Here is a 14,527-nt window from a genome sequence, read left to right as displayed (position 1 = left end):
GGGCGCTTGTGACATCCGACGAAGCACCAGGGTGGCGGGGACGCATCCCCGCTGACATCGACCGGCCCGAACCCCTGGTGTTCGGCCTGACCGCACGCCAGTGTCTGATCATCGCCCCGGCCCTGGTCGGAGGGTGGGGGACCTACCTGCTCCTGCGCGACCACGCGCCATCGTGGGTGATCGCGATGGCCCTGGCCCCGGTGCTGGGCGCGGTCATCGCCGTCGCTTTGGGCGAGCGCGACGGCCAAGGCCTGGAACGCGTCGCCGCCTACGCGTTGGTATGGGCGCGCTCACCCAAGCACCTGGTCCCCGCACCGTCGGGGCAGGTTCCGGGCTTGCCCCGGTGGGCGCCCCGGCTGCGTCGAGCACCCCGGTTGGAGCCGCTACGCCTCCCCGCCTCTGCCGTTACTCAGGGCGGGATGATCGATCTGGGTGGGCGGTGCGCGGTGATGATCGCCTGCACCACGCTGCCGTTCCAGCTGGCTTCGGGTCGGGAACAGGACCAGGTGCTGGCGTCGTTCGCGGGGGTGCTGGACGGGCTGTCCGATCCGGTGCAGATCTTGGTGCAGCGCCGCAGCGCCGACCTGTCGGGGTTCACGAACATGGTGCGAGCCAACGCCGACCACCTGCCCGATCCAGCTCTGTCCGAGGCCGCGGTGGCGCACGCGGACTTCCTGGACGAGCTGGCCGCCACCCATGAGCTCTCGCACCAACAGGTGGTGGTCGTGGTCACCGCACCCGGGAGCGCACGCAAGGCGGGGGCGGCGCTGCGACGCAGGGCTGAGGACACCGCGGACCGGCTTGCCGCCCTGGGCATCCGCACCCAGGTCTTGGAAGGGGAGGCCGCCGAGCAAGTGCTGCGCGCCTCGATGGCCGCCCCGGGCGTCCACCTCACCGACCCCGACCCGGCCGAAGAAGGCCCAGGCACAGAGGACATCCACGAACGCCAGAAGGCGGAGGGTTGATGGTTCTGCACACATGGTGGACACGCTCGGGGTCACCCGCGATGGGTGGGCCGGTCGTCCAGGTGGGGGCACACCACCTGACAGTTGAGGGCGGGGTGTGCCAGACCCTGGCGGTGACCGGGTACCCCAGGCAGGTGTCGGTGGGGTGGGCTGAACCGTTGCTCACCTACCCCGGCCAGCTCGACATCAGCTTCCACCTGGAACCGGTACCGGCACCGATCGCCGCCACCCGGCTGCGCAAACGCCGGGCCCGGTTGGAGTCGGCATATCGCAGCAGTGTGGGTCAGGGCCGGGTGGAGGATCCGCACCAGGTCACGGCGGCGATGGACGCCGCCGAGATCGCCGACCGCATCGCCACCGGCCAGGGCCGCTTGTTCCGGGTGGGGGTGTACATCGCCGTGCACGCCCCCACCCTGGAGGTGCTGGAGGCTGAACTCCAACAGCTCAAGGCGCTGTGCGCGTCTCTGCTGGTGGATACGGTTCCGGTGACGTTCCGGGCGTTGCAGGGGTGGATCTGTACCCTGCCGTTGGGCACCGACCTGGTGGGGATGGGCCGATCCATGGACACCGACGCCGCCGCGACACTGCTCCCGTTCGCTTCGCCGGAGCTGGTCGCGGACCTGGGCGAGACCACCGTGGTCTACGGCACCAACACCCACAGCAGCGGCCTGGTGGCCTGGGACCGGTTCTGCGGCGACCTGGACAACCACAACAGCGTGATCCTCGCACGCTCGGGCTCGGGAAAGTCCTATCTCGCGAAGCTGGAGGTCCTCAGGTCGTTGCTGGTGGGGGTGGAAGTCGCGGTCATCGATCCCGAGGGCGAATACCTTCGCCTGGCTGAGGCGGTGGGCGGCACCATCATCCGCCTGGGCACCCCGGAAGGGCGGTTGAACCCGTTCGCCCTTCCCTCCGAGGCCACCGATGCGCAGGCGTTCACGTCCCGGGCACTGTTCCTGCACACGCTCATCGCAGCGATGGTCGGCGGACTGTCAGCCACGGACAAGAGCGTGGTGGACCGGGCGATCGTTACCGCGTACGCCGAAGCCGGGATCACCCGTGATCCGGTCACGTGGGGGCGGCCCGCACCGGTTCTTGCGGATCTGGCTGCCTCGTTGGAGGAGTTGGCGACCGACCCCGGTGCGGGGGAGGACCTCTGCTCTGTGGCTCAGGAGCTGGCGGGCAGGTTGGAGCCCTTCGTCCATGGTTCGCATGCCACCTTGTTCGACGGCTCTTCCACCGGCCAGGTCGGCGGTCACCTGACGGTGGTCTCGCTGAAGGACCTGCCGGACGAGGTCCGGTCGGTCGGGGTGCTTCTGGCGGTGGATGCGATCTGGCGGCACGTCACCGCGCACGGCCCGGCCCGCCCTCGGATGGTCGTGGTGGACGAGGCCTGGCTGCTGCTGCAGGATCCGGCCGCGGCCCGCTATCTCGCGCGGCTGGCCAAAGCCGGACGCAAACACTGGGTGGGGCTGACCCTGATCACCCAGGACGTGGGAGACGTGCTCGGCTCGGACCTGGGGCGGGTGGTCATCGCCAACGCCGCCACCCAAGTGCTGCTCAAGCAGGCCCCGCAGAATGTGGACCAGGTGGCCGAGACCTTCCACCTCTCAGCGGGAGAGACCCAGCTGGTCAGCACCGCCCCCCGAGGCTCTGCCCTGCTGGTCGCCGGGCACCAGAGAGTCGGTTTTCACCCGGTCGCCTCAGCGGTGGAGCACCGGCTGATCACCTCCGACCCCGCCGAGCTGGCCGCCATCCGAGCCGAGGAGGAACCAGACGAGAACGACCAGCCGGAGCACGAACCCGGTGATGAGTTGGGCGCGTTCCAGGACACGGAGGCGGTGGCTTGATGGTGGAACTCCTGCTCAGCGGAGGGTTCTTCCTCCTGCTCGGACTCATCCCACTAGCCGGTGCGGTGGTGTGCGCGGCCGTGCTGGGGGTGCGCCTGGCCCAACACCGCTACCTGTCCCAGGAATCGCGGGTGGTTCAGATCCTGCCCCCGCCCGAAGCCACGCTGGAGAACGCGACCGCGTTCTGGAACCACACCATGGGGTTGCTCAGGCCGTTCTGGTCGCGGTGGCTGGTCCAATCCCACCTGGCGATGGAAGTCATCGCGTCAGCGGCCGGGGTGCGGTTCCAGGTATGGGTGCCCGGGATCGTGCCGCCTGGCACGGTGGAGCGGGCGATCTCCTCGGCCTGGCCCGGAGCCACCACCTCCATCCGCCACCTCGCCTCTGGCGAGTCGCCCCTGCCCACGGGGGCCCACACCACGGGTGGCCATCTGCGGCTCGGTCGCGCCGAGGCGTTCCCGCTGCGCACGAAGTTCGACGACGACCCCTCCCGCCCGCTCCTGGGCGCGCTAGAAGACCTGGTGGAAGGAGAACACGCCCTGGTGCGGATCACGGCCCGCCCGGCGACGGGGCGGCGTGCGGCGCGAGCCCGCCCGGCGGCGGCCCGCCTCCAGGGCCACAACGGGATGGGGACCTATCTGGTTGATGCCCTGGATCCCACCGCCCACGGCACCGTTCGGACGCGCCCTGCAGCATTGCCGGGGACAACAGATGACGTGCGGGCGATCCTGACCAAAGCGTCCTCACCCCGCCTGACGTGCGATGTCGCCTACATCCTCACCACCACCCACACTGGAGAGGAAGCCAAGGAAAGGCTACGGGGGCGGGCTCACGGGGTCGCCTCTGCGTTCGCCTCCTACACGTCGGGTACCAACCACCTGCACCGCCGTTTCATGATCCGGCCCGGCTGGTGGGCTGCGAACAGGTTCCTCGGCCACGGGTTCCTGCTCTGCACCGCCGAGTTGGCCGGCATCGCGCACCTGCCCACCGACACCACTGTCCCCGGGCTCCTGCGGGCGGGGGCGCGGCCTGCGGCACCGAGTCCGCAGGTGCCGCGCGGGGGCGAGAACACCCGGGTGGTCGGTGACAGCGACGCCGGCACACGGCGTCCGGTCGCCTTGGGGGTGGTCGAGGCACGTCAGCACACCCACATCCTCGGCAAGACGGGCTCGGGCAAGTCCACGCTGCTCGCCAACCTCGTCCTCCAGGACGCCGAAGCAGGCAGGGCAGGGCTGGTGATCGACCCGCGCGGGGACCTGGTCACCGACATCCTGGCCCGCCTGCCCGAACACGCGGTGGACAAGGTGGTGCTGTTCGACCCCGACGACAAGGCGGCGCCGCCTCGGTTGAACCTGTTGCAGGGCGGGGATCCGGATTTCACCAGCGACACGGTCGTAGGGATCTTCCGCAGGATTTACGCCGAGTACTGGGGGCCCAGGACCGATGACATCCTGCGCGCGGCCACGCTCACCCTGACCCGTGCCAGCGACCCGGCTCTGACGTTAGGGGACGTGCCGCGTCTGCTGGCCGACGATGTCCTGCGAGAGGAGGTGATGGGTAAGGTCACCGCCCGCACCGGCCCGGACGAAGCGCTGGAGGATTTTTGGGGCTGGTACTCCGGGCTCACGATCTCGGCCCGCAGCGCGGTGACGGGACCGGTGCTGAACAAACTCCGCACGGCGTTGTTGCGTCAGTGGGTGCGCCAAGTGGTGGCCTCAGGGCCGTCCACGGTCGACTTGCCCACCCTGTTCGACACCGGCCACCTGGTGCTGCTGCGCCTTCCCAAGGGTCGCCTTGGTGAGGACACCAGCTCGCTGATCGGATCGTTCGCGTTGGCGGCGACCTGGCAGGCGGTCACCGCCCGCATCCACACCCCCGAGGCTCAGCGCAAGGACCTGTGCGCATACGTGGACGAGTGCCAGAACTTCCTCAACCTGCCCGGCTCGCTGGAGGACATGCTGGCCGAGGCGCGTGGTTACCGGCTCGGACTGACGCTGGCCCACCAGGAGCTCGGGCAGCTTCCCGCGGACCTGCGCAAAGCGGTCTCGGCGAACGCCCGGACGAAGGTGTATTTCTCGGCCTCGCCCGATGACGCGGTGAGCCTGCAGCAGCACACTCTGCCGGTGCTGGGGGCCTATGACCTGACCCATTTGGGTGCTTACCAGGCGGCGGTGCGCCCGCTGGTGGGGGCGAAGGAGCAGGGGGCGGCCACGGTGCGCACCCGCCCGCTGCCGGACGGGATCAAAGGGCGGGCCACTCAGGTGCGCGAAGCCGCACGTGAGCACGGTGCTCGCAAGAAACAGCCCGATGTTGAGGTGCGGGAGCAGAACGGGGGCATCGCGTGAATCCACCGAATCCGGCATCGGGTGGCGGGACTGGGTTCGAGCGCTCGCAGTACGGGGCGGCCCTGGTGCGGTTGGCCCCCAGGGTGACCCCCCGGGACAGGGAGATCCTGGCCGGACTGTACGACCACCACGTCATGACCACCGGTCACCTCCACCGTTTGTTCTTTCCGCAGGCAGGGGGACGTCGTGTTCGCCTAAGGATGCTCCAGCTGCATCAGTACGGGCTGGTTGACCGGTTCAAACCGTTCCCGGGACGACACATCGCCGATCACTGGGTCCTGGCTCCGACGGGGGCGGCGCTGGTGGCCGAACATCGAGGTGTGGAGATCAGTGAGCTGGGGTTTCGCCACGATCGCGTCCTGGCCTGGGCGCACTCGGGACGCCTCGGCCACATCCTGGGCCTCGTCGAATGCCTGGCGTTGACCACCGAGGCCGCCCGCGCTCTGCCCGTCGCCCAGCTCGTGCGGTGGGACAACGAGCGCGAGTGCGCACGTCGATGGGGCCGCCACATCCGCCCCGATGCCTACATGCGCTGGCACCAGGGCCGGATGGGTCTGGATGCCTTCTGGGAGTACGACACCGGCACCGAACCTTTGACGAAGGTGCGACGCAAGATGGGTGGGTACACGCGTTTGGCGCGGGAGACGAAGTTGCCCTCGATCGTGCTGTTCGCGGTCCACTCCGACCGGCGCGAAGAACACCTGGCCGCCAAACTGGCCGATGCCGTCTCGGCCACGGTGGGCGTGTACGTGAGCACCCACGCCCGCCTCGGCGCACAGGGTCCGGCCGAAGCGGTATGGCGGGCTACGGACTCCCCCGGCCGGCTGAGGCTGGTGGATATCGCCCGCCGCCACCCCGCCTCGACGGAGAGCCAGGAGTGATCCGTCTCGCGACCGCGAGCGCGGGAGCACTCCTACTGGTGCCGGTGGTGTTCATCGGTGTGATGGCCGGCGACGACCAGCACCTGTCCGCGGTGCCACAGGGGGTGGAGGGCATTCCGGACGTGGTGCTCCTCGCCTACGCCCAGGCCGCCACGCGCCTGGAGAAGGAGCAGCAGGAGTGTACCGGGATGACCTGGCCGGTGCTCGCGGGAATCGGGAAGGTCGAGTCCGACCACGCGGGAGGGCGTGAGGTCTCCTCCGCCGGAAAGGTGGACCCGCCGATCTTCGGTCCCCGCCTGGACGGGTCGGGCGCCGGAGGCAACACCACACCCCACATCGACTCCGACGAGGGGGCATGGGATGGGGACACCGAGTTCGACCGGGCGGTGGGGCCGATGCAGTTCCTGCCCGCCACCTGGACCACCCACGGGCTCGACGGGTCGGGGGACGGGGTCGCGGACCCGCACAACGTCTTCGACGCGGCGTGGAGCGCGGCGGTGTACCTGTGCGCCAGCGACCCGGAAGCGGGCGAGATCGACTTCACAGACGAGGACGACCTCGAGAGGGCACTACTGTGCTACAACCGGTCGAACTCCTACGTGCGGAAGGTGCGGGGGCACATCGACCGCTACACCGAACTCGCCGCCCGCGCTGCCGCCGACGTTGCAGTGGTGGGCTCGGGGGCCAGCAGCGAGCAGGGGCGGGCGGCAGCGGAGTGGGCGCTGGCTCAGGTCGGCAAGCCGTACCTATGGGGCGGAACGGGGCCGCACGCTTTTGACTGCTCTGGGCTGACGATGCAGGCGTGGGCCGCGGCGGGAGTGGGCATCGGGCGAGTGACCACCGACCAGGTCAACGCCGGCACTCGGGTGGACCTGGCGAATCTGCAGCCGGGAGACCTGTTGTTCTACGACACCGGGTCGGGGGCCCCGCCCTCGCACGTGACCATGTACGTCGGGGGCGGCCAGATGGTCAACGCGCCCCGCACAGGCCAGGTGATCCGGGTGGAGTCGGTGAACGGCGATTACTACAGCGCCCGGTTCACGGTCGCCGTTCGGCCGGGCTGACCGGCCCCCACACGGGGGCAGGCCCCATCCGGCCAGGCATGTCGGTCGGCCCGGTGGGGGCGCGTGTGGGGCCGCTACGAGGCCGCGCGGGTGTTGTCGCCCGCGCAGCCCCCCTTTTTTTCGGGCCCCGTGACTCTTCTGAACAGAACGGGTTGAAACTTCTCGCGAGTATGGGGAAACATCGCAAGCGCAGTTCAACCCGGGTGAACGCGCCGCCATTCTCTTTGTCCGTCTTTTCTCGTATGCAAGAAAAGGGGTTATTTGTCATGCCCGCACGCGCCGCAGGGATCTCCAGATCCGACCTGGCTCCGAGGGGCGCAGGGGTCGGATAGCGGGCCCCAGGGCCGCTTCGGGCGAGGTGAGGAAGCGCAGCCGGGCAGGGGCGTACGACCCTGCTGAGGCCATTGACACCCGCCCCGCCCCGGTGGGCGGCCCTCGCAGGAGAACAGAGAAGACAGAAAAGGAAGGCGCCTCGGGAGGTGTTCCCGCACCACCCGAGGCGTGATCCCCCACCTGAATCAGCCAGGAGGAAGATCTATGGACAAGGGTACGGGTCGCCACCGCAGGCGCCGCCGGGGATGGGCGAGCCGAGCGCGATGGGCGATAGGTGCGGTGCTCGCGGCGATCGTGGGAGCGCAGACCTCGACGCCCTCACACCCGGTGCTGCCAGCCGGGGAGAAAAGGGTTCGCGCACGGCGCGATGTGAGGCCGGTCTCTGCGCCCTCGCCGTTGGGGAGGGAACCGGAGTGGGTGCGGCGCTATGACCGGTCTCGGCGCGAGCACGCGGGCCGGACTCGGCAGCTCTACGTCGGCGGGGACGCCACGGTCTCGCCGGTAGCTCCGACCGCCTTGCCGGAGCCCGGGTGGTGCGTGGACGAGGACGGGGTGCGAGGGGTTCGTCCATACCTGGTCGCACACGAACAGCGGGTGCGGGCCAGGTCTTCTGTAGCGGCCCCGTCGCACCGGGGCGTATACCCGCCGGAGACCTCCACCACGGCGGGCGGTGCGCAGGCGCCCGGGGTGTGGGACGAACTGGCGGTGTTGGTGCGTCAGTGGGAGGCGTTGCAGCGGCCTGTGGCCTGACCTGGGCAGGGAACGTTCGGGGCTGTCTCCGTGGGGAGGCGGCCCCGTTCCGATTCGTTGCCCGAGGTGTTTGTGCAGGTGGGGAGTGCGACATCGAAACCCGGTGGTTCTCTTCACATTTTTCGTCACCGTGAGTATCGGCAATCGGGTTGTGCTGTAACTCTGCGTGTGGCTAGTGTCACTCTTCGGAAGCACGGTGTTAGGCCGTGGCCTATGGGGAACACGGTGGTGGCATGCGTGCACGGGCGGTGTGCTGTTCGGTGGTAGCGGCGACGGTGGTGCTCACCGGATGCGCGGCCGAGGAGAGCGATCCCGGGACCCAGCCCTCGCGTACACCGCCCACTTTGGCTGTGCCTGCCAGCCCGCTGCCTGAGGAATCGGCTCTGGAGGCCTATCGCGGTATGTGGAACGTGGTGGTCGAGGGCTCTCATGAGGGTGCGGTCGGGCATCCGGATCTGGAGCTGTACGCCTCGGGGCAGGCGCTCGAGCTCACCACAGCGATGCTGCGCGGTGTGGTGGCCACAGGACAACCCGTGATGAGTCCCGAAGTCGTCGATGTAACCGACGGCGCCTCGGTATCGGTCGAGGATTGCATTGATGACTCTGCGTGGACGGTCCAAGAGCAGACAGCAGACACTACGGGGGAAAGCGGGCAACGGGTGGTGACCGCCACAGTCGTTGCCCATGGGGGCCGGTGGTTGGTTGACGATCTCTGGCTGGAGGACTACGGCTCATGCTGATCCGTGGACGCTCTCGTCCTTGGGGTGTGTGGTTTGCCGGTGCCCTGGTGATGGCGGCCGTAGCCTTTCCGGCGCGGGAAGTCGCAGCTGAAAGCGGCTTCTTCGCCACCACCGATTGTTCTGGCGGGGAATGCAGCGTTGGCGCGGGTTCGTCCCGCACGTCCCCCGGCTCGGGCTCGGGCGAGCAGAGCCCTCGGGAAAGCACGAACCGGGACTCGACAGAAGATGAGCGGCCGTGTGTGTTCACTGATGCTGAGTTCTTGACGTCTGGCCAGGAAGGGCCGCTCCAACTTCCTCGGGGGATGGCCAGGTGCGAGGGCACAGGGGTGAGTGGAAGCAGGGAGGCGACGCCGTTCGACCCCCGGGTGCTGGCGGAGCAGGCGCGGGCGGTGATGCGCCTACCGGATCCAGACATCGGGACCGCCCCTGCTCTGGGCAAACCGCGGTTCGTGAACATGGCGTCGTGGATGTGGGTGGACGCCGCTGACTGGGATCCGGTGTCGGCCACGGCGTCGGTGAGCGCAGGGTCGGTGACGGTGGTCGCGACCCCGACCCAGGTCGTGTGGGACACCGGCGACGGACACGAGGTGGTCTGCGAAGGGCCCGGAACCGTCTTCTCCCAGGCGGTGTACCGGGAGGCGGGCTCGCTGGACTGCGGTCACACCTATACCGCCCTACCTCCAGGAGGAGCCGGGGCGAAGGTCGACGTGACAGCGGTATGGGAGTGGGGAGTGTCCTGGTCCACCACTGACGGGCGAGGCGGTGACCTAGAGGATCTGTCCACGTCGTCGACGGTCGCGGTGCCCGTGAGCGAGATTCACTCGGTGGTCACGCACATCCGCTGAAATCGCTGAATTCATTCTTGAGAAAGGGGTGGGATGGTCGCGCTTGCGAATCCTAAGCAGAAAAACCAAAAAACTGGAGATACCAACCCATCTGCGTTCGGTGAGTGGGAGTCGGTGCGGTTGGCGGCGACCTCGCGCCGCCGGTGGAAGTGGGGCTTGTTGGCCGGAGCGTTGATCGCGACGGGGGGTGTGGCGGGCGCTTGGGCGGGGTTGGCGGGCGAGGAGACGCGCACGGTCGCTGTGCTCACCGCTGATCTGCCCGCTGGGCATGTGATCAGCGCTGACGACGTCACCTCGGCCGAGACCGTAGTAGCCGAAGGGCTGCGGCTGCTGCCGCCGGCCACGGTGGAGGGGATGGTGTTGACCAGGCCGGTGCCCGCCGGGTCCCCGCTGGTGGCGGCATCTGTCGCGGACAGCGCCTTGTGGCCTGAACCGGGGCAGGCGGTGGTCGCGGTGCCCGTGAGCACGATCCCCCAAGACCTGGTCGAGGGGACGACCGTGGACCTGGTTCCCACAGGGATTGCACCAGCTGAGGTGGCCGAAGGAGACGGCGGTCAGGACAGCGGTACGCAGGCTTCCTCCGGGGTGGTGACGGGGCTGGTGCACCGGGTCGTCGCGGATGAGGGCGACGGATTCAGCGCAGGACAGCAGGTGGTGGAGGTAGTCCTGCCCCGGGACCGGGCCGCTGACCTGTCACGCGCGGTCGCGGGTGGACAGGCACAGGTCGCGGTGGTCAACCCGCAGGAACAGGGACAGGCGCGGGCGGGCACGGAAGGGGAGGACCCCGAATGATCGTGGCGCTGTGTTCTTTGAGTGGGGCGCCGGGGGTGACGAGTCTGGCGACCGCCGTCGCGGCGTGCTGGCCGAGTGGGTTGTTGACGGTTCCGGTTCTGGTGGAGGCCGACGCCTCGGGTGGCGACATCTCGGCCTGGCGCGGCCTCGACACCGGCCAGACGGGACTGGTGTCGTTGGCTGCCGCCTCTCGGATGTCTGTTCCTGTCCAGACACCGATCACCGCTGACGCCTGGGCGGAAACGGGGGTGGTCAACGCATCAGCGGCTGACGCGACCCTGCGCCATGCGGTGGAGGTACCCGGCGGACTACGGGTCGTGACTGCGCCCGCCGACCCGTTGGAGGCGGGCAGGGCGGTGGCCATGCTCGCCCACAACCCGAGTCTGCTCCGCGCGGGGCACGTCACGGTGCTGGATGTGGGGAGGGCGGTGCCAGGGTCCGCGGGGGCGGCTCTGCTCCGTCACGCCGACGTCGTCATCGCCCTCACCGATCCGGGGGAGGTGGGGAACGCGGCCCGGCTACGGGCGTGCGCACCAGTCCTGGCCTCACTACGTGAGGAAGGTATCCGGGTCGGTCTGGCCGTCGCCGCCTCCTGCCCGCACCCGGACCATGAGGTCTCCCAGATCGCCTCCGGACTGCCCGTGTGGGGACGCATCCCCCACGACCCCACGGGAGCAGCACTCGTACGGGGCGAACACCACCCGCCCACACGGGTGCGCGACCGTGTGGCCGCGTGGCGGTCCCAGCGACGCGACCCCGACTCCTTGGAGTGGATGCCGCTGATCAAGGCCGCCAAAGCACTGGCGGAATTGTGCGACGACTTCTCCTGGATTGGTCTGGACAGCAAACCACAGCGTGCAGTGGAGGTGAGCGCGGCGTGACGACGATGCACGACACGCCCCGACTCGCCCCCCTTCCCGGGCAGTCCCCGGACGAGGACGAAGTGCGCACGGCTGCGGTGGCGCTGGCCGGCCGGGTCTCCGAACAGCTCATCACTCACCCCGACGAGACGGTGAGCAGTGATCAGGTGGGCCGACTTGTGGACACCCTGCTGGAGGAGCGAGCACGCACCGCCCTGATCCGGGGCACGGCAGTACCGGCAGACGAGTTCCGGTTGCGCCAACTCGTCTTGGACCATGTTCTGGGGCTGGGGCCGTTGGAGGAGCTGCTGGCCGAGCCCGGCGTGCAGAACATCCACATCACGGGCAACGACCCGGTGGTCGTGGACTGCGGCGGAGGCCACCGGGAACGCCGCCCCGCCGTGGTGGACACGGACACCGACCTCGTCGCGTTGGTGCAGCGGGCCGCTGTCCGCGCACCGGGTGGGGAGAGGCGGTTCGATGTGGCCGCGCCGATCCTGTCCATGGAACTCGCGGACGGGTCACGGTTGTCGGCGGTGATGCCGGGGGTAGCGGCCCGCCCGACCGTGACGATCCGCCGCCACCCCGCCCGGCATCTGCGGTTGGGGGATCTGGCCCGGTCGGGCATGGTCGACCAGGGGGCCCAAGACCTCCTTCTTGCGGCGGTCAGGGGCAGATTGAACATGATTGTCTCCGGGGCGACGAACGCGGGCAAGACCACGTTGCTTCGGGCGCTGTTGGGCACCGTCGGGAACGAACGGGTCATCACGGTCGAGGACTCCCTCGAACTGGGCCTGCACCGCCATCTCTCCGACGCCGACGTGGTGGCGTTGCAGGGCCGTCCTGCGAACGTCGAAGGCCTGGGAGAAGTCAGCCTCGCGGAACTGGTGCGCGCAGCGCTGCGGATGTGCCCGGACCGGGTCATCGTCGGAGAGACCAGGGGGCCGGAAACGCTGGCGCTGCTCAACGCGATGAGTATGGGCACCGACGGGTCGATGTCCACGATCCACGCCTCCTCCAGCCAGCAGGTGTTCGCGAAGCTGGCCGCGTACTGCGCCCAATCCTCGGAACGCCTGAGCACCTCGGCCACCGCGTTGCTGGCGGGGACCGCTGTGCACCTGGTGGTGCACATCGACACCACCCCGGACGGGGAGCGTGTCGTGGCGAGCGTGCGCGAGGTCGTGGGCTCGGAGGGGGACCAGGTCATCTCCAACGAGCTCTATGTGCGAGAACCCACCGAACCCACGGGAGCGGTGGTGTGTGCTCCGTCCGGTCTGGTCGCCCAACGGTTGGGGCGCGCGGGGTATGCGATGCGGGGGTGGACGTCATGACGCTGTGGTGGGACTGGGGTGTGGGCGGACCTGCCCTGGGAGGGGTGCTGGTGGGGGCCGGTATAGCCTGCGCCGCGTACACGTTCACTCTCCTTCCTCGGCGCACAACCCCGGATGTGGTCTCCCCGCCACGGTGGACGGCGGCACTGAGCCAACGCCGAACACGGCTGCGTCTGGCGGCCTCCGCTAGTACCGGGGTGGTGGTTGGTGTGGTGACTGGGTGGCCGGTGGGGGCGGTGCTCGCCGCGGCGGCCGGGTGGTGGATGCCCGCCCTGCTCGGCCCCGATACCACCGCCCAGACCGAGGCCGACCTGGCCGAGGCGTTGGCGTCCTGGGCCGAGCAGCTGCGGGACATGATCACCGGGGCCTCGGGGCTGCACCAGGCCATCACCGCGACCGTGCCGGTCGCCCCTGAGCTGATCCGAAAGCCGGTTCAGGGGTTGGAGGCGCGGCTACGCACGGGCCAGTCCATGGAACAAGCGGCTGTGCTGTTCGCCCGCGAGGTCGGCTCCGACCTCGGCGATCTGATAGCCATCACCCTGACCATGGGTGCGTCCCGCCACAGCGGGGAGGTCGCCGGGGCGCTGTCGCGTTTGGCCGAGGCCGCTCGGGAGCGGGCGATCACGGTGGCGAAGGTGTCGGCCTCGCGTGCGAGGGTGCGGTCCTCGGTGCGGATCATCGCCGGTGCCACCACGTTCATGCTGATGGCGATGGTCGCGTTCAACCCCGGCTTCCTTCAACCGTTGGGTACCTTCTCCGGACAGCTCGTCCTCGGCGTGGTCGGAGGATTGTGGGCGGTGTCGTTCTTGTGGCTGGCACGCTTGGCCTCGCTGCCCCGGCAAGCACGTCCCTTCACACCTGTACCAGACGATGCTGTTGGGGGTGCCTGGTGAACGCGGCGATGCTGGGCCTGGCCGGAACCATGGTCGGAGCGGGGGTGTGGGCTGCCGCCTACGGGTTGCGCCGCCCCGCCCTGGCCGAGCGCCTCACCCCGCGCCCCGAGCCGCAGCCACGGTCCGCCCCTGGCGGGGGGTGGGCACGACGGGCCGGGCAACGCGCGAGCGGCCTGCTCGCCAATGCGGGTATCCCGGGGCCGGTCATGACCAGGACGCTCGCGGTAGCGGGTACCCCGGTGGAGGATTACCGGGCGGAGAAAGCTGCTGCGTCCGGGCTCGGGCTCCTCCTCACCCTCGTGCTGGTCATCGCGGTCGGTGTCGTCCTGCCCGGCGCAGCATCTGCCGTGCTGCTCGCGGTCTCGGGCGCGGTCGTCGGTACATGTTTCTTCGCCCCGGACCTGGCGGCTCGCAGCGCCGCGACCGAACAGCGGGCCGACCTTCGCGCTACGACGTCGGCGTTGGCAGACCTGGTCGTGATGGGGCTGGCTGCCGGAGCGGGCAGTACAGGGGCTTTGACTACGGCACTGCAGCACGGGCAGGGGCGGGCGCCAGAGCGCATTCGCAACGCGGTCAACGCCGCGACCCTGCGACACCAGCCCCCGTGGGAAGGGCTCGAAGCCCTCGCGCGGGAGACCGAGGTGCGGGAGTTGGCGGAGTTGGCGGCGTCGTTGCGGCTGGGCGGGACCTCGGGGGCGCGCACCCGGAGTTCCCTGACCGCGAAGGCCGCCTCGCTGCGGGCCCGCCGATTGGCGGAGGCCGAAGCTGCGGCGCACGCGGCCACCGAGCGGATGACCCTGCCCACCATGGGCCTGGTCAGCGGCTTCCTCCTGTTGATCTGCTTCGTCGCCCTCACCCACGTGATGGCCGGTTTCTAAAGG

At 69.5% G+C, this 14,527-nt stretch carries 12 protein-coding genes; all 12 read left to right on the top strand.

The annotated features are described in order from the left end of the window. Nucleotides 1-8: 8 nt before the first annotated feature. The gene (locus Q8791_RS17110) at nucleotides 9-965 is read left to right on the top strand and encodes a PrgI family protein (protein ID WP_330092713.1); all 957 of its coding nucleotides are present in this window, start codon (nucleotides 9-11) and stop codon (nucleotides 963-965) included. Beyond that, nucleotides 965-2,812: a VirB4 family type IV secretion system protein gene (locus Q8791_RS17105; RefSeq protein WP_330092712.1), complete on the top strand. Its 1,848-nt coding sequence runs from the start codon at nucleotides 965-967 to the stop codon at nucleotides 2,810-2,812. Before Q8791_RS17110 ends, Q8791_RS17105 begins: the two co-directional genes overlap by 1 nt. Continuing rightward, nucleotides 2,812-5,157, top strand: coding sequence for a type IV secretory system conjugative DNA transfer family protein (locus Q8791_RS17100; protein ID WP_330092711.1), 2,346 nt, complete (start codon nucleotides 2,812-2,814; stop codon nucleotides 5,155-5,157). The genes Q8791_RS17105 and Q8791_RS17100 overlap by 1 nt, the downstream gene beginning before the upstream one ends. Next, nucleotides 5,154-6,038 (top strand): replication-relaxation family protein, encoded by an 885-nt coding sequence (locus tag Q8791_RS17095; RefSeq protein ID WP_407942016.1) that lies wholly within the window; start codon nucleotides 5,154-5,156, stop codon nucleotides 6,036-6,038. Before Q8791_RS17100 ends, Q8791_RS17095 begins: the two co-directional genes overlap by 4 nt. Beyond that, on the top strand, nucleotides 6,035-7,102 hold the full coding sequence (locus Q8791_RS17090; protein ID WP_330092710.1) for a C40 family peptidase: 1,068 nt from the start codon (nucleotides 6,035-6,037) through the stop codon (nucleotides 7,100-7,102). Before Q8791_RS17095 ends, Q8791_RS17090 begins: the two co-directional genes overlap by 4 nt. A 1,289-nt stretch (nucleotides 7,103-8,391) precedes the next feature. Next, a complete protein-coding gene (locus Q8791_RS17085) occupies nucleotides 8,392-8,925 on the top strand; it encodes a hypothetical protein (protein WP_330092709.1) in 534 nt (177 codons plus the stop codon). Between the two features lie 326 nt (nucleotides 8,926-9,251). Continuing rightward, a complete protein-coding gene (locus Q8791_RS17080) occupies nucleotides 9,252-9,770 on the top strand; it encodes a hypothetical protein (RefSeq protein ID WP_330092708.1) in 519 nt (172 codons plus the stop codon). A 33-nt stretch (nucleotides 9,771-9,803) separates the two neighbouring features. Continuing rightward, nucleotides 9,804-10,562, top strand: coding sequence for an SAF domain-containing protein (locus Q8791_RS17075; RefSeq protein ID WP_330092707.1), 759 nt, complete (start codon nucleotides 9,804-9,806; stop codon nucleotides 10,560-10,562). An 83-nt stretch (nucleotides 10,563-10,645) separates the two neighbouring features. Then, nucleotides 10,646-11,443: a hypothetical protein gene (locus Q8791_RS17070; RefSeq protein WP_330092706.1), complete on the top strand. Its 798-nt coding sequence runs from the start codon at nucleotides 10,646-10,648 to the stop codon at nucleotides 11,441-11,443. A 5-nt stretch (nucleotides 11,444-11,448) separates the two neighbouring features. Next, the gene (locus tag Q8791_RS17065) at nucleotides 11,449-12,753 is read left to right on the top strand and encodes a CpaF family protein (RefSeq protein ID WP_330092786.1); all 1,305 of its coding nucleotides are present in this window, start codon (nucleotides 11,449-11,451) and stop codon (nucleotides 12,751-12,753) included. A 209-nt stretch (nucleotides 12,754-12,962) separates the two neighbouring features. Further along, nucleotides 12,963-13,646, top strand: coding sequence for a type II secretion system F family protein (locus tag Q8791_RS17060; RefSeq protein WP_330092705.1), 684 nt, complete (start codon nucleotides 12,963-12,965; stop codon nucleotides 13,644-13,646). Beyond that, nucleotides 13,643-14,524 (top strand): type II secretion system F family protein, encoded by an 882-nt coding sequence (locus tag Q8791_RS17055; RefSeq protein ID WP_330092704.1) that lies wholly within the window; start codon nucleotides 13,643-13,645, stop codon nucleotides 14,522-14,524. The genes Q8791_RS17060 and Q8791_RS17055 overlap by 4 nt, the downstream gene beginning before the upstream one ends. Nucleotides 14,525-14,527 lie beyond the last annotated feature (3 nt).

Source organism: Nocardiopsis codii (assembly GCF_036327455.1).
Lineage (GTDB): Bacteria > Actinomycetota > Actinomycetes > Streptosporangiales > Streptosporangiaceae > Nocardiopsis > Nocardiopsis codii.
This window is presented reverse-complemented; position numbering and strand designations above follow the sequence as displayed.

Excerpts from the sequence above, each read along its gene's own strand:
- Q8791_RS17105 (WP_330092712.1), top strand. The coding sequence starts at position 965 with ATGGTTCTGCACACATGGTGGACACGCTCGGGGTCACCCGCGATGGGT.
- Q8791_RS17065 (WP_330092786.1), top strand. The coding sequence starts at position 11,449 with ATGCACGACACGCCCCGACTCGCCCCCCTTCCCGGGCAGTCCCCGGAC.
- Q8791_RS17100 (WP_330092711.1), top strand. The coding sequence starts at position 2,812 with ATGGTGGAACTCCTGCTCAGCGGAGGGTTCTTCCTCCTGCTCGGACTC.
- Q8791_RS17075 (WP_330092707.1), top strand. The coding sequence starts at position 9,804 with ATGGTCGCGCTTGCGAATCCTAAGCAGAAAAACCAAAAAACTGGAGAT.